Annotated in this window: 11 protein-coding genes; 7 read left to right on the forward strand and 4 right to left on the reverse strand. The window is 76.4% G+C overall.

Going from position 1 to position 15,980, the window contains the following annotated elements:
* Nucleotides 1–64 precede the first annotated feature (64 nt).
* Nucleotides 65–574 carry a GtrA family protein gene (locus GXP71_RS09830; RefSeq protein WP_124341176.1) on the forward strand — a complete coding sequence of 170 codons (510 nt, stop codon included), beginning with the start codon at nucleotides 65–67 and terminating at the stop codon, nucleotides 572–574.
* Nucleotides 575–592: 18 nt separating this feature from the next.
* Here GXP71_RS09830 and manA read toward each other — a convergent pair whose 3' ends face one another.
* From manA to GXP71_RS09845, 3 genes are all read right to left on the reverse strand, one after another.
* On the reverse strand, nucleotides 593–1,789 hold the full coding sequence (gene manA / locus GXP71_RS09835; protein ID WP_162352508.1) for a mannose-6-phosphate isomerase, class I: 1,197 nt from the start codon (nucleotides 1,787–1,789) through the stop codon (nucleotides 593–595).
* A 130-nt stretch (nucleotides 1,790–1,919) separates the two neighbouring features.
* Nucleotides 1,920–3,242, reverse strand: coding sequence for an ATP-binding protein (locus GXP71_RS09840; RefSeq protein WP_124341174.1), 1,323 nt, complete (start codon nucleotides 3,240–3,242; stop codon nucleotides 1,920–1,922).
* Nucleotides 3,243–3,245: 3 nt separating this feature from the next.
* Complete coding sequence (locus GXP71_RS09845) at nucleotides 3,246–3,938, reverse strand: response regulator transcription factor (RefSeq protein WP_124341173.1); 693 nt, start codon at nucleotides 3,936–3,938, stop codon at nucleotides 3,246–3,248.
* A 211-nt stretch (nucleotides 3,939–4,149) separates the two neighbouring features.
* Between GXP71_RS09845 and GXP71_RS09850 the strand changes: the two genes are divergently transcribed.
* The 5 genes from GXP71_RS09850 to GXP71_RS09870 all read left to right on the forward strand — a co-directional run bounded on the left by GXP71_RS09850 (nucleotide 4,150) and on the right by GXP71_RS09870 (nucleotide 14,774).
* Nucleotides 4,150–5,511 (forward strand): sensor histidine kinase, encoded by a 1,362-nt coding sequence (locus GXP71_RS09850; RefSeq protein ID WP_162352509.1) that lies wholly within the window; start codon nucleotides 4,150–4,152, stop codon nucleotides 5,509–5,511.
* Nucleotides 5,508–6,221, forward strand: a complete 714-nt coding sequence (locus tag GXP71_RS09855) for a response regulator transcription factor (RefSeq protein ID WP_162352510.1) — start codon at nucleotides 5,508–5,510, stop codon at nucleotides 6,219–6,221. Before GXP71_RS09850 ends, GXP71_RS09855 begins: the two co-directional genes overlap by 4 nt.
* 187 nt (nucleotides 6,222–6,408) lie before the next feature.
* Complete coding sequence (locus tag GXP71_RS09860) at nucleotides 6,409–7,227, forward strand: ABC transporter ATP-binding protein (RefSeq protein WP_370521006.1); 819 nt, start codon at nucleotides 6,409–6,411, stop codon at nucleotides 7,225–7,227.
* On the forward strand, nucleotides 7,227–9,752 hold the full coding sequence (locus tag GXP71_RS09865) for an FtsX-like permease family protein (protein WP_162352511.1): 2,526 nt from the start codon (nucleotides 7,227–7,229) through the stop codon (nucleotides 9,750–9,752). The genes GXP71_RS09860 and GXP71_RS09865 overlap by 1 nt, the downstream gene beginning before the upstream one ends.
* A gap of 99 nt (nucleotides 9,753–9,851) precedes the next feature.
* Nucleotides 9,852–14,774: an FtsK/SpoIIIE domain-containing protein gene (locus tag GXP71_RS09870; protein ID WP_162352512.1), complete on the forward strand. Its 4,923-nt coding sequence runs from the start codon at nucleotides 9,852–9,854 to the stop codon at nucleotides 14,772–14,774.
* On the opposite strand, the gene GXP71_RS09875 is transcribed toward GXP71_RS09870, so the two are convergent.
* Nucleotides 14,738–15,064, reverse strand: a complete 327-nt coding sequence (locus GXP71_RS09875; protein WP_238402708.1) for a hypothetical protein — start codon at nucleotides 15,062–15,064, stop codon at nucleotides 14,738–14,740. The genes GXP71_RS09870 and GXP71_RS09875 overlap by 37 nt on opposite strands.
* Nucleotides 15,065–15,460: 396 nt before the next feature.
* On the opposite strand from GXP71_RS09875, the gene GXP71_RS09880 reads away from it, so the two are divergent.
* Entirely contained in the window at nucleotides 15,461–15,709 is a 249-nt protein-coding gene (locus GXP71_RS09880; protein WP_013771685.1) for a WhiB family transcriptional regulator, read from the forward strand.
* Nucleotides 15,710–15,980: the final 271 nt, after the last annotated feature.

Consider the following 15,980-nt stretch of genomic DNA (forward strand, 5'->3'; position numbering starts at 1 on the left):
CACCCTGCCGGTTCCCAGGTGGCCCCGCTATTCTCGCGGCAGCCCAGGCGAGGAGACCACCACCGTGAGTGCCACCGACGAGCGCCGCCTCGCGGACGTGCCGCGCACGTCCGGCACGCGGCCGCAGCCAGCGCTCCGCCTCGCGGCGCTGCGCGCGCGTGGTCTCGAGGTCGCCCGGTTCCTGTCCGTCGGCGGCGTCGCGTTCGTCGTGGACATCGGCGTCTTCAACCTGCTCCGGTTCGGTCCCGGCGAGCTGCTCGAGGCGAAGCCGATCACCGCGAAGATCGTCTCGATGGCGCTCGCGACCGTCGTCTCCTGGCTCGGCAACCGCTACTGGACCTTCGCGTCGCACCGCACCGAGCGGCACGGTCGCGAGCTCGTCGTGTACGGCGCGATCAACCTGGTCGGGGCGGCCGTGCCGATCCTCACGCTCGCGTTCTCGCACTACGTGCTGCAGCTCGACACCCCGCTGGCCGACAACGTGGCGACCGTGGTCGGCATCGCCGTCGGGACCGTCCTGCGGTACGTCGGCTACAAGCGCTGGGTGTTCACCGGGCACCGCACCGCCGCCTGAGCAGCGGTCGACCGGCCGTCAGGGCACGTCGGCCTGGATGAGGACGCCGTCGCCCCACGCCGTCAGCACCCCGTCGCTCGCCGGCGCGAACGCCGCCTGCCCCCGCGTCAGCACCATCGGCTCGCCGTCCTGCGCGCGCACCTCGACCTCCCCCTCGAGGCACAGGAGCACGCGCGGCCCCCGCCCCGGGATCCGCGTCGCGCCCTCGTCGGTCAGGCGTGTGACGGACAGCTCGAAGTCGTCGACGGGTGCGTAGAAGATCTCCGTCGACGTGAACACGCGCTCGGGCGCGATGCGGATCGGCGGGGCCGCGACGACGTCGAGGTTCGCGAACAGCTCCGGCAGGTCGATGTGCTTGCCCGTCAGGCCGGCCCGCAGCACGTTGTCGGAGTTGGCCATGATCTCGACACCCACGCCGTGCAGGTACGCGTGCACCGCGCCGGCCGGCACGAAGAGGGCGTCGCCGGGCTGCAGCGTGACCGGGTTGAGCAGCACCGACGTCACCGCGCCCGCGTCGCCCGGGTACGCCGCCGCGAGGCGCATGACGGTCCGGTCCGTCCGCGGCGAGGGCGACCCGTCGGCCAGCCGCTGCGCGCACGCGTCCGCGAGCTTCTGCACGTCGCCCTGGCCGGGGCGGGTCTCGGGCGACAGCAGCCACTCGAACGCCGCGCGCACACCCGCCGACGTCGGGTCCGCCATGAGCAGCCCGCGCAGGTCCGCGGCCAGCGGCGCGTCGAGGCCGTGCAGGAGCTCCGCCGCACGCCGCGGGGCCCGGAACCCCACCATCGCGTCGAAACGCGTGAGCGCGTACACGAGCTCGGGCTTGTGGTTGCGGTCCCGGTAGTTGCGGTGGTCCACACGCAGCGGGACGCCCGCGGCGTCCTCGGCCGCGTACCCCCGGCGGGCGCGCTCGCGGCTCGGGTGCACCTGGAGCGACAGCGGCGAGTCCGCGGCGATCACCTTGAGCAGGTAGGGCAGCTCGCCGCCGAACCGGGTCGCGACGTCCTCGCCGAGCGTCGCCGTCGGGTCGTCGGCGATCACGCGGTCCAGCGGCACGTCGAGCTCGTCGTCGTGCACCACGGCGGGAGCGCTCGGGTGCGCCCCGAACCAGGCCTCGGCCACGGGGCGGCCGTCCGGGACGCTGCACAGCAGGTCGGGGATGGCCGTCGTCGAGCCCCAGACGTAGTGCTGCGTCGCGGGCGTGATGCGGCGCACGAGCTCGCCTTCCTTCCGGGTGCGGGGATCACGGGCGGCGGTGCCGGTCCGTCCACGGAAGGGTACGCGAGCCGTCGGCGCAGACCCCCGACTCAGGGCCCGAATCGCGACATTTCGCCCGCTCGGCCGATCAGCGTCGGCGACGGTCGGGCCGTGCCGACACCACGGCGCCGAGCGGCAGGACCACGTCCGGGCGCATGGACGCGGGCACCCCGGACAGGAAGAGCGCGAAGACCGCCGGACGGCGCTGCGCGAGCTCGAGGCGGCCGCCGTCGGCGCTGGCGAGGTCGCGTGCGAGCGCGAGGCCGAGCCCCGTTCCCGCACCCGACGTGACCTCACGCTCGAAGATCCGGCCCGCGAGCTCGTCGGGCACGCCCGTGCCCTCGTCGGCGACCTCGACCACGACCGCCCCCGACGGCCCGCCCGTGCGCGACCGCACCGTCGTGGTCCCCGCCCCGTGCTTGAGGGAGTTCTCGATGAGCGTCGCGAGCACCTGCGCGAGCGCGCCGGGCGTCGCGAGCACCTGGGTCTGGGGGTCGACCTCGACGACCAGGCGCCGGCCCGCCGCGGCGAACGTCGGGGCCCACTCCTCCTCCTGCTGGTGCACGACGTCGACGAGCGGGACGGCCTCGGTCGTGCCGCCCTGCGCGCGGCGCGAGCTCGTGAGCAGGTCGTCGACGACCCGCACGAGGCGCTCGACCTGCTCGAGCGAGATGCGGGCCTCCTCGCGCACCTGCGGGTCGTCGGTCGCGAGCGTGATCTCCTCGAGCCGCATGGACAGCGCGGTGAGCGGCGTGCGCAGCTGGTGGGACGCGTCGGACGCGAACTGCCGCTCGGCGGCCAGGCGCCCCGCCATGCGGTCGGCGGACCGGGCGAGCTCGGCCGCGACGAGGTCGATCTCCTCGACGCCCGACGGTTCGAGGCGCGGCCGGACCTGCCCCGACCCGAGCTGCTCGGCCGACGCCGCGAGGTAGACGAGGGGTGCGGCGAGCCTGTTCGCCTGCCAGATCGCCATCGCGATGCCCGCCGCGAAGGCCACGACCGCCGCGACGACGACGAGCGCGATGACGCGGGCGCTCACCCAGAAGACGTCCCAGAACGAGACCGACAGCACGACCACGGCGTGCGAGTCCGTCGTGGTCTCGAGCGTGAGCGCGCGGCCCTCGACCGGGGTGCCCGCCTCGTAGATCTCGCCGTCGGTCGTGCGGACGACGACGTTCGCGGGGATCTCGTCGACCCGGCCCGCCGCGGGCTCGAGCATGCGGTCGGTGTAGGCGATGCCGGAGTCGGCGCGGAAGTCGACGGTCTCGGCCGCCGAGTCCAGCCGTGCCTCGAGCCGGCGCAGCTCGTTCTCACGGACGAGCTGCGCGCCGAGGAACGCGAGCGGGAAGCCCAGCAGGACGACCGCGACGGTGACCGCCGCGATCGTCGCCTGGAGGACGCGACGGCGCACGCGTCAGACCCGCTCGCCCGCGCCCGTCTCGAACCGGAAGCCCATGCCGCGCACCGTCGTGACGTAGCGCGGGGCGCCCGCGTCGTCGCCGAGCTTGCGACGCAGCCACGAGACGTGCATGTCGAGCGTCTTGGTCGAGCCCGTCGGGTCGGAGCCCCACACCTCCCGCATGAGGGTCTCACGCGCGACGACGGTCCCCGCGGCGGCGACGAGCACGCGCAGCAGGTCGAACTCCTTGGCCGTCAGGTGCAGCTCGCGCTCGCCCTGGAACGCGCGGTGCGCCGCGACGTCGACGCGCACGTTCTGCGCGTGCAGCTCGTCCTCGTCCGCGGGGTCGCCCACGCTGCGACGCAGGAGCGCCCGCACGCGGGCGAGCAGCTCCGCGAGCCGGAAGGGCTTGGTGACGTAGTCGTCGGCACCCGCGTCGAGCCCGACGACGAGGTCGACCTCGTCGGCGCGCGCGGTGAGCACGAGGACGGGGGTCGTGAGGCCCTGGTTGCGGATCGCGCGTGCGACGTCGAGCCCGTCCATGTCGGGCAGCCCGAGGTCGAGCACGACGAGGTCGGCCGACGAGGCACCGTCGATCGCACCTTGACCCGTGCCTTGCACGCGCACGTCGTAACCTTCACGCCCGAGGGCGCGGGCCAAAGGCTCGGCAATCGCGGGATCGTCCTCCGCCAGCAGCACCTGGGTCATCGCCCCATGCTAGGTCACGGGACGGTCTGGTCCGCCAGTGCCCACGCGATGTCGGTCGAGGTCGGCGCGGCGCGCACCCTCCGCGCGTGCCGGGGCGCCTCCTCGGGGGCACGCCGACGACGGACGGGTCCTCCCGCGGTCGTGCCCCGAACCCGCAGGGGTCCGACCGCGGGTGCACGACGCACGGCACCGGCCCGCCTAGGCTCGTCGCGTGAGCTGGTGGGACCGGGTGCTGCGCTGGGAGGACTCCCACCGGTTCGTCGTCGACCTGGTCGGCACGCTCTTCGTGCTGCTGATCGGCCTCACGCTCAACGTCAACTTCCTCGACGGCTCGTCGGCGCGCGCGGTGCCCGACCTGCTCGTGGCATTCCTGCTCATCGCGCCGCTGGCCTGGCGACGCGTCCGGCCCGCGGCCTCGGCCGCGACCGTCTACTCGGTCGCGCTGCTGCAGATGCTGTTCGTCACGCCGCTGATGATCCCCGCCGACTTCGCGGTGCTCGTCGCGCTCTACTCGGTCACGGTGCACGGGCCCCGCTGGGCCCATCGTGTCGCGATGGTCGGCGCGCTCGTGGGCGGCGTGCTGCTCCCGATCACGCTCGTCACCTGGTGGAACCCGCCCTCGGCGGTGGCGACGACGATCTTCGTGTGGTCCGTCGCCGCGGCCGTGTGGGCGTTCGGCCTCGCCCGCCGCTCGCGTCGCGAGACGCTCGAGGCGCTCGTCGACCGTGCCGCCCAGCTCGAGCGCGAGCGCGACCAGCAGGCCCAGATCGCGACCGCCGCCGAGCGCGCACGCATCGCGCGCGAGATGCACGACATCGTCGCGCACTCGCTCACCGTCATGATCGCGCAGGCCGACGGGGGCCGGTACGCCGCGAGCGCCGACCCCGCCGCCGCGACGCGCGCGCTCGGCACGATCGGCGAGACCGGGCGCGCGGCCCTCACCGACATGCGCCGCCTGCTCGGCGTGCTGCGCGAGGGCCCGCCGACGCCCACCGGGAGCATCCCCGTCGTCGCACCGCCGGCCGGGACCGCCGCGGCGCTCGGCACAGCGGTCCCCGCGGGCGGCGGACCGGCCGCACCGACACCCTCCGGACCTGCCGTCACGCCGCAGCCGTCCGTCGACGACGTGCCGCACCTGGTCGAGCAGGTGCGCGCGAGCGGCCTGCGCGTGTCGCTCGTGCGCACCGGGACCCCGCGCCACCTCCCGCCCGGAGTCGGGCTCACGGCGTTCCGCATCACGCAGGAGGCCCTCACCAACGTGCTCAAGCACGCAGGCCCCGACCCGTCCGTCACGGTCGTGATGTCGTGGCGTCCCGACGCGCTCGCGCTCGAGGTCTCCGACGACGGGCGCGGCGCGTCCGCGGGCACGGACGGGCTCGGCCACGGCCTGCTCGGCATGCGCGAACGTGCCGCGTTGTTCGGCGGCACCGTCACCGCGGGCCCGCGACCCGGCGGCGGCTACCGTGTGCGCGCGGAGCTGCCCACCGGCCCGGCCGTCGCGGCACCCCCCTCCGCCACCAGCACGCTCGACGCTCCCCCGCCCGCCGCCTCCTCCCGACAGGACGACCGATGACCGAGACCACGACGCCCCCGGTGCGCGTCGCGCTCGTCGACGACCAGCAGCTCGTGCGCGCGGGCTTCCGCATGGTGATCGACTCCCAGCCCGACCTCGAGGTCGTCCTCGAGGCCGGCGACGGCGCACAGGCCGTGCAGGCGCTCACGCGCGCGACGGGTCAGGTCGACGTCGTGCTGATGGACGTCCGGATGCCCACCATGGACGGGCTCACCGCGACCGCGCACCTCACGGCCGGTGCGTCCGAGGCGGTGCCCGCGCCGCGCGTCATCGTGCTCACGACCTTCGACCTCGACGAGTACGTGCTCGCCGCGATCCGCGCGGGGGCCAGCGGCTTCCTGCTCAAGGACGCGCCGCCCGAGGAGATGCTCGCCGCGATCCGGACCGTGCACCGCGGTGACGCGGTCATCGCACCGTCGAGCACGCGCCGCCTGCTCGAGCACCTCGTCACCGTCCTGCCGCCGGACCGGCCGGGCGCGCCGAGCGACCCCGCCCGCGCGGCCGTGGCCGAGCTCACCGACCGCGAGCGCGAGGTCCTCGTCCTCATGGCCAAGGGCCGCTCCAACACCGAGATCGGGCAGGACCTGTTCGTCGCCGAGGCGACCGTCAAGACGCACGTGGGGCGGATCCTCGCGAAGCTCGGCGCGCGCGACCGCGTGCAGGCCGTCGTCATCGCCTACGAGACGGAGCTCGTCCGCCCCGGCGAGTGACGTCCGTCCTGACGGGCGTCGCGGCTGCTCCGGCGGTCGCACCGCACCGTCGCGGGCGTCCGTCCCAGGGCGTACGACACCGGTCCGTGGTCGCGACCCGGGCCCGACGCGGGCGGCGCACCGGCCGACCTACCGTCGAGGTGTCGTCGACCGACGTCGTCCGTCCCACCCTCGAGGAGCCCTTGTCGTGGACACGACCGTGTACGTACCGTCCGGACCTGCCACCGGTCCCGACCCCCGGCGCGAGGACGCGGTCGCGTCACGGGCGCGCGGTCTGACGAAGGTGTACGGCCAGGGCGCCGCCGCGGTGCGCGCGCTCGACGGCGTCGACGTCGACTTCGCCGCGGGGGCCTTCACCGCGATCATGGGCCCGTCCGGGTCGGGCAAGTCGACGCTCATGCACCTGCTGGCGGGGCTCGACCAGGCCACGTCGGGCGAGGCGATGCTCGGCACGACCCGCCTGTCGGGGCTCGACGACGGTGCGCTCACGCGGCTGCGCCGCGACCGCGTCGGGTTCGTGTTCCAGTCGTTCAACCTGCTGCCGATGTTCACCGCGGAGCAGAACGTCCTGCTGCCGCTCGAGCTCGCTGGGCAGAAGCCCGACCCGGCGTGGCTCGACACGCTCGTCGACACCCTCGGCCTGCGGCAGCGGCTCACGCACCGCCCGAGCGAGCTGTCCGGCGGGCAGCAGCAGCGCGTCGCGATCGCCCGCGCGCTGATCGCCAAGCCCGAGGTCGTGTTCGCCGACGAGCCGACGGGCAACCTCGACTCGCGCTCCGGCGCGGAGGTGCTGAGCTTCCTGCGTCGCTCGGTGCGCGAGCTCGGCCGCACGGTCATCATGGTCACGCACGACCCGACCGCCGCCGCGTACGCCGACCGCGTGGTCCTGCTGGCCGACGGGCGCATCGCGGGCGACATCGTCGACCCGACGCCCGACGCCGTCCTCGCCGGGCTCGACGCGCTGCGGACCCTCGAGACGCCGACCGGCTCGGCGGTGAGCGCCTGATGCTGCGCCTCACCCTCGCGCAGATGCGGCGCAGCGTCGGCCGGCTCACGGCCGCCGCCGTCGCGATCGCGATCGGCACCGCGTTCCTCGCCGCGACGCTCGTCGCCGGGAACGTCCTGCAGCGCACCGGGTACGACTCGGTGACCGCGCAGTTCGGCGACGCGGACCTCGTCGTGACGTCCGGGGCCGCGGTCCAGGACCTCGACACCGTCCGCGACGTGCCCGGTGTCTTCGCGGCCGACCCGCTCCTGCTCGGCGGTGCCGAGCTGTCGAACGGCGCGCGCACCACCTACCAGATGCTGCTCGCGCAGCCGGGCGACGAGCGGCTGGCGTCGGTCGTCGCCCCGACCGGCCGCGTCCCCGCGGCCGCGGGCGAGGTCGCGCTGCCCGCGACGACGCTCGACCGGCTCGACGCGGCGGTCGGCGACACCCTCGAGGTGCGCTGGTCGTCGCCGTCCGACGACGGCGAGTGGACCGAGCACGAGGGCGACGTGACCGTCGTCGGCCTGGCCGACGACCCCGCGGGCGCCTGGTCCGCCTACGGCGGCGCGGGCCTCGCGACGACGTCCGACGTGCTCGAGTGGTCGGGCGAGGCCGCGCAGGACAGCGTGCCCGCGCAGATCCTCGTCGTGACCGACGGTTCGTCGCAGGTCCAGGCCGACGTCACCACGGCGCTCGACGACGCCGACGTCCTCACCAAGCGCGAGGCCGCCGAGGCCGCGGTCGAGCAGATCACCGGCTCCGGCAACGCGCTCGTCATGGTCGTGCTCGGCTTCGCGGCGGTCGCGCTGCTCGTCGCCGCGCTCGTCATCGCGAACACCTTCCAGGTGCTCGTCGCCCAGCGTGCCCGCACGCTCGCGCTGCTGCGGTGCGTGGGCGCCGTCAAGCGCCAGCTGCGCCTGTCCGTCCTGTTCGAGGCGACGGTCCTCGGGATCGCGGCCTCGGTCGGCGGCGTCGTGCTGGGGCTCGGCCTCGCGCAGGCCGCGCTCGCGGTCCTCGCCCGGGCGGACACGGGCACGCCGCTGCCCTCGACGATCGCCGTGACGCCGACCGTCGTGCTCGTGCCGCTGCTCGTCGGCACGCTGGTCACCGCCGTCGCGTCGCTCGTCCCGGCCCGCGAGGCGACCCGCGTCTCCCCGGTCGCGGCCCTGCGTCCGGTCGACGCGCCGTCCGTGTCCGCACGCGGCGGCCGCGTCCGGCTCGCGCTGTCCCTGCTGCTCCTCCTCGGCGGAGCCGCAGGCCTGCTGGTCGCGGTCGCCGCGAGCGCCGCCCAGGTCGGCGAGCCCGTCCTGCTGCTCGGGCTCGGCGTCCTCGGCGGGGCGCTGTCCTTCGTCGGCGTGCTGCTGGGTGCCGTCTTCTGGATCCCGCGGGTCGTCTCGCTCGCGGGCCGTGCGCTCGCGACGACCGGCACGAGCGCTCGCCTCGCCGCCGCGAACACGCTGCGCAACCCCCGGCGCACCGCCACGACCAGCACCGCGCTGCTCATCGGCGTCACGCTCGTCGTGCTCATGAGCACCGGCGCGGCGAGCGCACGCCGCTCGATCACCGCCGGGCTCGAGGACCACTACCCCGTCGACGTCGCGATCAGCGCGGTCGGCGGCGCGGGCGACGAGTCCGTCCCGGCGTCCGTCGTCGCGGAGGTCGCCGACGTCCCCGGCGTCGAGCAGGTCGTCGAGGTGCCCACCGCCTCCGTCGTCCTGGGTGACGGGACCTTCGTCGTGCTGCGGGCACCCGACCCGGCCGAGGCCGCCGCGGTGCTGCGCGACGCCGACGCGCTCGACCGGCTCGAGGACGGGACGGTCGTCCTGCCGGCCGCGCGCGAGGACACGGTGACCGAGGGTGACACGACGGTCGAGGCCGTCGGCACCGACGGAGAGCCGACGGGCGAGTCGGCCACGCTGCGCGCCGTGCACTCGTCGCTCGGCGGCGTCGACGCCGTCGTCACGCCCGCGACGCTGCGCGGGCTGGTCGGCGACGCGCCCGTGCAGACGTTGTGGGTGAGGCTCGACCCCGACGTCGACGCCGCGACGACCGCGCTCGCGATCAACGACGCGGTGTCGTCCGACGCGGTGCTCGTCGAGAGCGCCGGCGCCGAGCGCCAGCAGTACGAGAACCTCATCGACGACCTGCTCGCGGTCGTCGTCGGGCTGCTGGGCGTCGCGGTCGTCATCGCGGTCGTCGGGGTTGCGAACACGCTGTCCCTGTCCGTGATCGAGCGGCGGCGTGAGTCGGCGACGCTGCGCGCGATCGGCATGTCGCGGCGCCAGCTGCGGTGGATGCTCGCCTACGAGGGGATGCTCATCGCCGGCATGGGCGCGGTGCTCGGCACGCTGCTGGGGCTGCTGTACGGCTGGGCCGGGGCCGCGATCATCCTCGCCGGGATGGGCGAGATGCAGCTCGCGCTGCCGTGGGACGACCTGCTGATGGTCCTGGCCGTGGCGCTCGCCGCCGGGCTGCTCGCGTCGGTGCTCCCCGGTCGGTCCGCGGCCCGGACGTCACCCGTGGCGGCGCTGGCCGTCGACTGACGACCGCGAGCCGACCGGCGGGCCTGTGGGTGGTGGCGACGTCCACAGCTCCCACGGGCCCGCCGATCGCGGCGCACCCGCACGCGGCACCCTCGCCGGGTGCGCCTCCTCGCCGTCCACCCCGACCCGGCGCGCGGCCCTGCGCCGTGCACGACCGAGGTCGACGTCGACCCCGGCACCACGGTCGGCGCGCTCCGGCCGCACCTCGCCCGGCTCACCGGCTGGTCCGGCTGGGCGAGCAGCGCCGTCCGGCTGGCCGTCGACGACGCCGTGCTCGACGAGACGCACCCCGTCGGCCAGCACCCGCTCCTCCCGGGGGCCGTCCTGCGCGCCGGTCCCGGGCAGCCGCCACCCGAGCGGCTCGCCGTCCAGGCGGGGCGGCACGTCGCCGTCGTCGCCGGACCCGCGGGCGGTGCGCTCGTCGCGGTCCCCGACGACGGTGTCGTGACGCTCGGGACCGACGGCGACCTCGCCCCCCGCGACCTCGACGACGCGGGCGACCTCGGGGAGGGGCGCCACGGCAGGACGGCCGCCGGGGGCCCTCCCGGGGCCGACGTCCCCCGGGCGGGTGTCGTCGAGGTCCGCGGGCGCGGACGTCGCGTCCACGTCCGGGTGACCGCGTCGTCGACCTCCCGCCGCACGCCGGTCACCGGTCCGCGGCGGTGGCGGACGGGTGACGCGCCGCGCACCGCTGTCACGGGCCGGACCACGCCGGCCGGCTCGCTGCGCGCGAGGGGCGCCGCCGCACGACCGGGCCGCGTCCCACCGGACGTGGGCCCGGGCGCCTCGGGCGCGGCGCTCGTCGCGTCGCGCACGTCCACGTCCGCGGCCGGGGTGCGCCGCCGCACGCACGTGCTCCCACCGGGCCGCTGGGTCCGGTGGCGGGCCGACCACGTGCTCGTCATGGGCCGCGCGTCGCTCGCCCTGCGCGTCGGACCGGCTCCGTGGGGCGAGGACGACGGTCCCGACCGCACCCGTCACCCAGCGCCCGAGCACGGGCGCAGCGACACCGAGCAGGTGGTGACCTGGCTCGCGCCGCTCGCAGGCAGCGTCGCGCTCGCGCTCGTGCTGCGACAGCCCGCGCTGCTCGTCGTCGGGCTCGTCGTGCCGCTCGTCGGCCTCGGCGTGCACCTGGCGCGACGTCGGCGCCGACGCGGCGGGACGGACCGCGCAGGGCACGGGCGGGACGGGACCGACCGCTCGGCGCACGCGCACGACCTCGGGCAGAGGCACGGGCAGGGGACGGGCGGTGCCGCGCCCGCACCGGAGCGCGCACCGCGCGACCCTGCCGACCTCACGTTCGTCACGACCGCGGCGACGCTGGGGCGCGGCGGCCGCGTACGCGGCGGCGTCCCGTGGTCCGCCGACGGCTGCCTCGCCGTGGTCGGCGACCCGGAGGACACGGCCGCGAGCGCGCGGGCCGTCGTGCTCGCGGAGCTCGGCAGCCACGCGGCCGCCGACCTCGTCGTCGTCTCCGGCCGACCGCAGGCCTGGGGCTGGACCGCCCCCGTCGAGCCGCGAGAGCCGCTGCCGGCACCCGACGACCCCGGAGCCCTCGTCGTGTGCGACGACCCGGAGGCCCTCGGGAGGCTCGCCGCCTGGCGCACCGGTACCCCGGGACGGCACCGCCTGCTGCTCGTGCTCGGTCGCCGCGCCGAGGTGCCCGCCTGGTGCCGCCACGTGCTGGAGGTCGCGCCCGACGGTGCACGGCTGCACGCCGCGGGCGCAGCACCTGCCGTCGTCCCGTGGCACGCCGTCACCGCGGAGCGCGCCCGTGCGCAGCTCCTGCGTGCCCGCACGCTCCGCGACCTCTCCGGTGCACGGCCCCCGGTCGACGCGCCGCCCGAGCACGTCGCGCTCGGCGACCTCCCCGGCGTCCCCGCCGCTCGTCCGGACGCGGTCCTCGCGGCCTGGTCGACCGCGGGGACGGGACTCCTCGCACGCCTCGGGCGCGGCGCCGGTCGCGAGGCGGTCGCGGTCGACCTCGTCACCGACGGCCCCCACGCGCTCGTCGCCGGCACCACCGGCGCGGGCAAGTCGGAGCTCCTGACGACCCTCGTGCTCGCGCTCGCCCTCACCCACGGGCCCGAGCGCCTCGCCGTCCTGCTCGTCGACTTCAAGGGCGGCACCGGGCTCGGTGCGGTCGCCCGTCTCCCCCACGTGCTCGACCACGTCACGGACCTCGACGCCGCCCGGACGCGGCGCGTGCTGACAGGGCTGCGCGCCGAGACCCGGCGGCGCGAGCGGCTGCTCGCCGCGCGCGGCGCGCAGGACGTCGCCGACCTCGACCCGCGCGACGAGGCGACACCACCCCGGCTCCTCGTCGTCGTGGACGAGCTGCGGGCGCTCGCCGACGACGTCCCCGACGCCGTCGCGACGCTCGCACGGCTCGCCGCGCAGGGCCGCGCCCTCGGGATCCACCTCGTGCTCGCCACGCAGCGGCCGGCGGGCGTCGTGACCGCCGACCTGCGTGCGAACGTCGAGCTGCGCGTCGCGCTGCGGGTCGCCGACGACGCGGACTCACGCGACGTCGTCGACGACCCCGGGGCCGCCCGCCTCGACCCGCGCACCCCTGGCCGCGCCGTCCTGCGTCGCGGGTCGCTGCCCACGGAGGTCGTCCAGGTCGCGCGCCCACGTCCGGGCACGGGCGCGCCGCCCGCCCGGCTCGCGCCCGTCGGACGTGCCGGCGCCCCCGCCGGCTGGGTGCCCCGGCCGGTCGTCGACCTCCCGAGGCGGGCCGGCGACCCCGGGCCGCAGACCACCCGCGTGTCGGCGGACGACCCGGGTCCACGCGTCGCGGTGATCTCACCGGCAGCCGACGGCACGGTGGGTGTCCGAGGCAGCGGCCGTGACCCGGGCGTCCGCGCCTGGGTCGAGGCCGCCGTCGCCGCTGCCGTCGGCCGGCGCGCCGGGCACGTCCCGTGGGTGCCCGCCCTGCCCGCACGCGTCGACGTGCGCGACGTGCCCGACGGACCTGGCCTCGCGGTCGCGCTCGGCGACCTCCCCGAGGAGCAACGCCGGTGCCCGGTGCGCTGGGAGCCCGGCCGCGGTCACCTCCTCGTCCTGGGCGGACCCGGCTCGGGCCGCACGACGACCCTCACGACGCTCGGCGTGCAGGCGCTGGCCGCGGGCGTTCCCGTGCACGCCGTCGGGCTCCCCGCCGCCGCGGTGGCACGGCTGCGACAGGCCGACGCGCACGGCCGCCTCGGCACCGTCGTCGCCGTCGACGAGGTCCGCCGACTCGCACGCCTGCTCGAGCTCCTCGCCGCGTCGAGGTCGCCCGCGCTGCTGCTCGTCGACGGCCTCACCGACGCGCTCGACCGCCTGGCGACCCTCGCGCGCGGCGCCGGCGCCGACCGCCTCACCGCGTGCTGGCGCGGCGACGGTCACATCGCCGTCGCCGCCACGGCAGACGTGACGACCGCGGCCCTCCACCACGCCGCGGCCTTCCGCGACCGGCTCGTGCTGCCGGTCGGCGACCCGTCGCTCGACGCCCTGGCGGGCGTGCCCGCGGCTCTCACCGGACCGCGCGGACCTGCCGGGCGGGGCGTGCACCTGCGCGACGGTGACGCCGTCCTCTGCCACGTCGTCGTGCCGCCGGAGCACACCGTCGCCGTCGTCGTCGCGACGGCCGAGCGCTCGCACGCGTCAGCCTGCGCCTCTGCACCCGCGACGACCGCCCTCGTGCCTGCGGACGCGCCTCTGCCCGCGCCAGCGCCCGTGCCCCTGCTTGCGGGTGCGGATGCGGATGCGGATGCGGGTGCGGGTGCGGGTGCGGGTGCGGGTGCGGGTGCGGCTGCGTCCGCGCCTTCACCGGTGCCCGCGCCCGTGCCTGGGACTGGGACTGGGACTGGGACTGGGACTGGGACTGGGACTGGGCCGCTGCCACTCGACCCTTCCGTCGTGCGGGTCGCGCCCCTCCCCCACTCCGTGCGTCTGCCCCCGCCCGCCCCCCTCGCCGCCGTCGCGCCCGCTGGGCCGACGTCACCCGCGTACCCGAGCGAGGTGGTCTCCTTCACGCCGCACGTGCGGCGTGAAGGAGCGGCGGAGCGTGCGAGGGCAGCACGCGCGACGGCGGAGACAGCGACCGCGGCACGCGCGACGGCGGAGACAGCGACGGCAGGACGTCCGACGACGGGACGCGCGACCACGAGACGTGACACGACGGGACCCGCGTCGGCGGGACGTGACACGACAGAAACGGCGTCGGCAGGACGTGACGCGACGGGACCCGCGCCGGCGGAGCACGCTCCTTCGCGACGTGCCGTGGGCTCCGCCGTCCCGATCGGCGTGGGCGGCGACGACGCGGGCGAGGTGCTCGTCGACACCGCGCGGCCTCTGCTCGTCGTCGGACCGCCAGGCTCGGGTCGGACCACGGCGCTCGCCGTGGTGGTTGCGGGGCTGCGAGCGGCAGGAGCGCGCGTCGTACGGCTCGTCGACGAGCGCGACGGCTCCATCCCGTCGCACCGGCCCGGCGCACTCGTCCCGTCCGGACCTCCGGGCGCACGCGTCCCGTCCGGACCTCTCGGCGCGCACGTACCGCCCGGACCGCCCGCCGCGCCCGTACCGTCCGGACCGCCCGGCGGGCACGACCCGCTCGGACGTCGCGACGAGCACGCCCCGTCGGGACTGTCCGACGTGCCGGGCGTCGCGCCTGGCGCGGTGCCCGACGACGCGGTGCTCCTGGTGGACGACCTCGACGAGCTCGAGCGCGTGTCACCGGAGGGTGCCGACGCGGTCGAACGGCTCGTCCGCGAACGGCGCGGGGCGCGCGTCGTCGCCGCGTCCACCGCCCACGCGGCAGGCGCGTTCCGCGGGCCGCACGCCGCGCTCGTGCGTGCGCGGCAGCTGCTGGTGCTCGACGCGCACGACCCGGCCGGCGCGGAGCTGGTCGGACCCTCGGCGCCCTGGCTGGTCGACCCGCAGGAGCGCCCGCCGGGGCGCGCCGTCCTGGTCGTCGACCGCCGGACCGTCCCCGTGCAGGTCTACGACGCGCGGTCGGACCCGTCGGCCGCACGGTGAGCGGTCGCGGCGACGACCGGCGGCAGGACGAGCAGGACCCCCACGGCCACGGCCACGGCGAGGACCGCGACGGCCCAGGCCGTGACCTCCTGACCGAGCCACCCCACGGCGAGCACGACGAGCAGCACCTGCCACGTCATCACCGGCGACCGCGCCCACCGGCGACCCGCCCACAGGCCCCGCGCCGCGAGCACGAGGAGCGCCGCGATGCCCGCGCAGAACGCGACGAGGAACGCCGTCGGCGCCGCGAGGGCGGTCGCGCCGCGCACGAGCGAGACCACGAAGGCCACCCCGAGACCCGCCACTACCACGGATTCGAGCAGCACTAGGACACAGGTCACAGCGAGGAGGCGCGGGCGGGGGGTCACGGACCCGAGCCTAGGCGGCCCGGCGCTCACGAGGGGCGCGTCGGAGGCGACGGCTCCCGCATGCTGATCAGGTGCTCTGACCTGGACAAACGTTCGGCAATCCGGCATCGTGACCGCGGCGGCGCCCACAGGCCGCGCACAGATGTGACCAACGCCTCAGTCGTTACCCAAGCGAAACGTTCTCGTAACCCCTTGTGCGCCGTCGACCGTGATGTGACCCTAGATGGAGCACGTCCCCCCCACCCCGATCACACCCGGCAGTCGCGCGCCCTCAACCCCAGGGCGTCGGGCAGCCGTGTGCCCAAGGAGAGATCTGTCATGGATTGGCGCCACCGCGCAGCGTGTCTCGACGAGGACCCCGAGCTGTTCTTCCCGATCGGCAACACGGGTCCGGCGCTGCTGCAGATCGACGAGGCGAAGGCCGTGTGCCGTCGCTGCGACGTCGTCGACACGTGTCTCAAGTGGGCGATCGAGACCGGTCAGGACGCGGGCGTCTGGGGCGGCCTGTCCGAGGACGAGCGCCGCGCGCTCAAGCGCCGCACCGCTCGCCAGCGCCGCGCCGGCTGAACCGGCAGCACCGCAGCTCACCGAGCCGGTCGCACCCCTCAGGGTGCGGCCGGCTCGTCGTCTGTCCGGACGTCGCACGTCGCTCGCGCCCGTCGCCGTGCGGCCGGCACGTCGCCCGTCTGGACGTCGCGCGTCGCTCGCGCCCGTCGCGGTGCGGCCTGGTCGTCGGCCGTCCGGGCGTCGCGAGCCGCTCACGCCCGTGGGGGTGCGGTCGGCTCGTCGTCGCGCCGGTCGAGCGCGTCGGTCGTGACCCGGGTCCGAGCGGCTCGTC

It is taken from the genome of Cellulomonas sp. H30R-01, from assembly GCF_010119915.1.
Classification (GTDB): Bacteria; Actinomycetota; Actinomycetes; order Actinomycetales; family Cellulomonadaceae; genus Cellulomonas; species Cellulomonas algicola.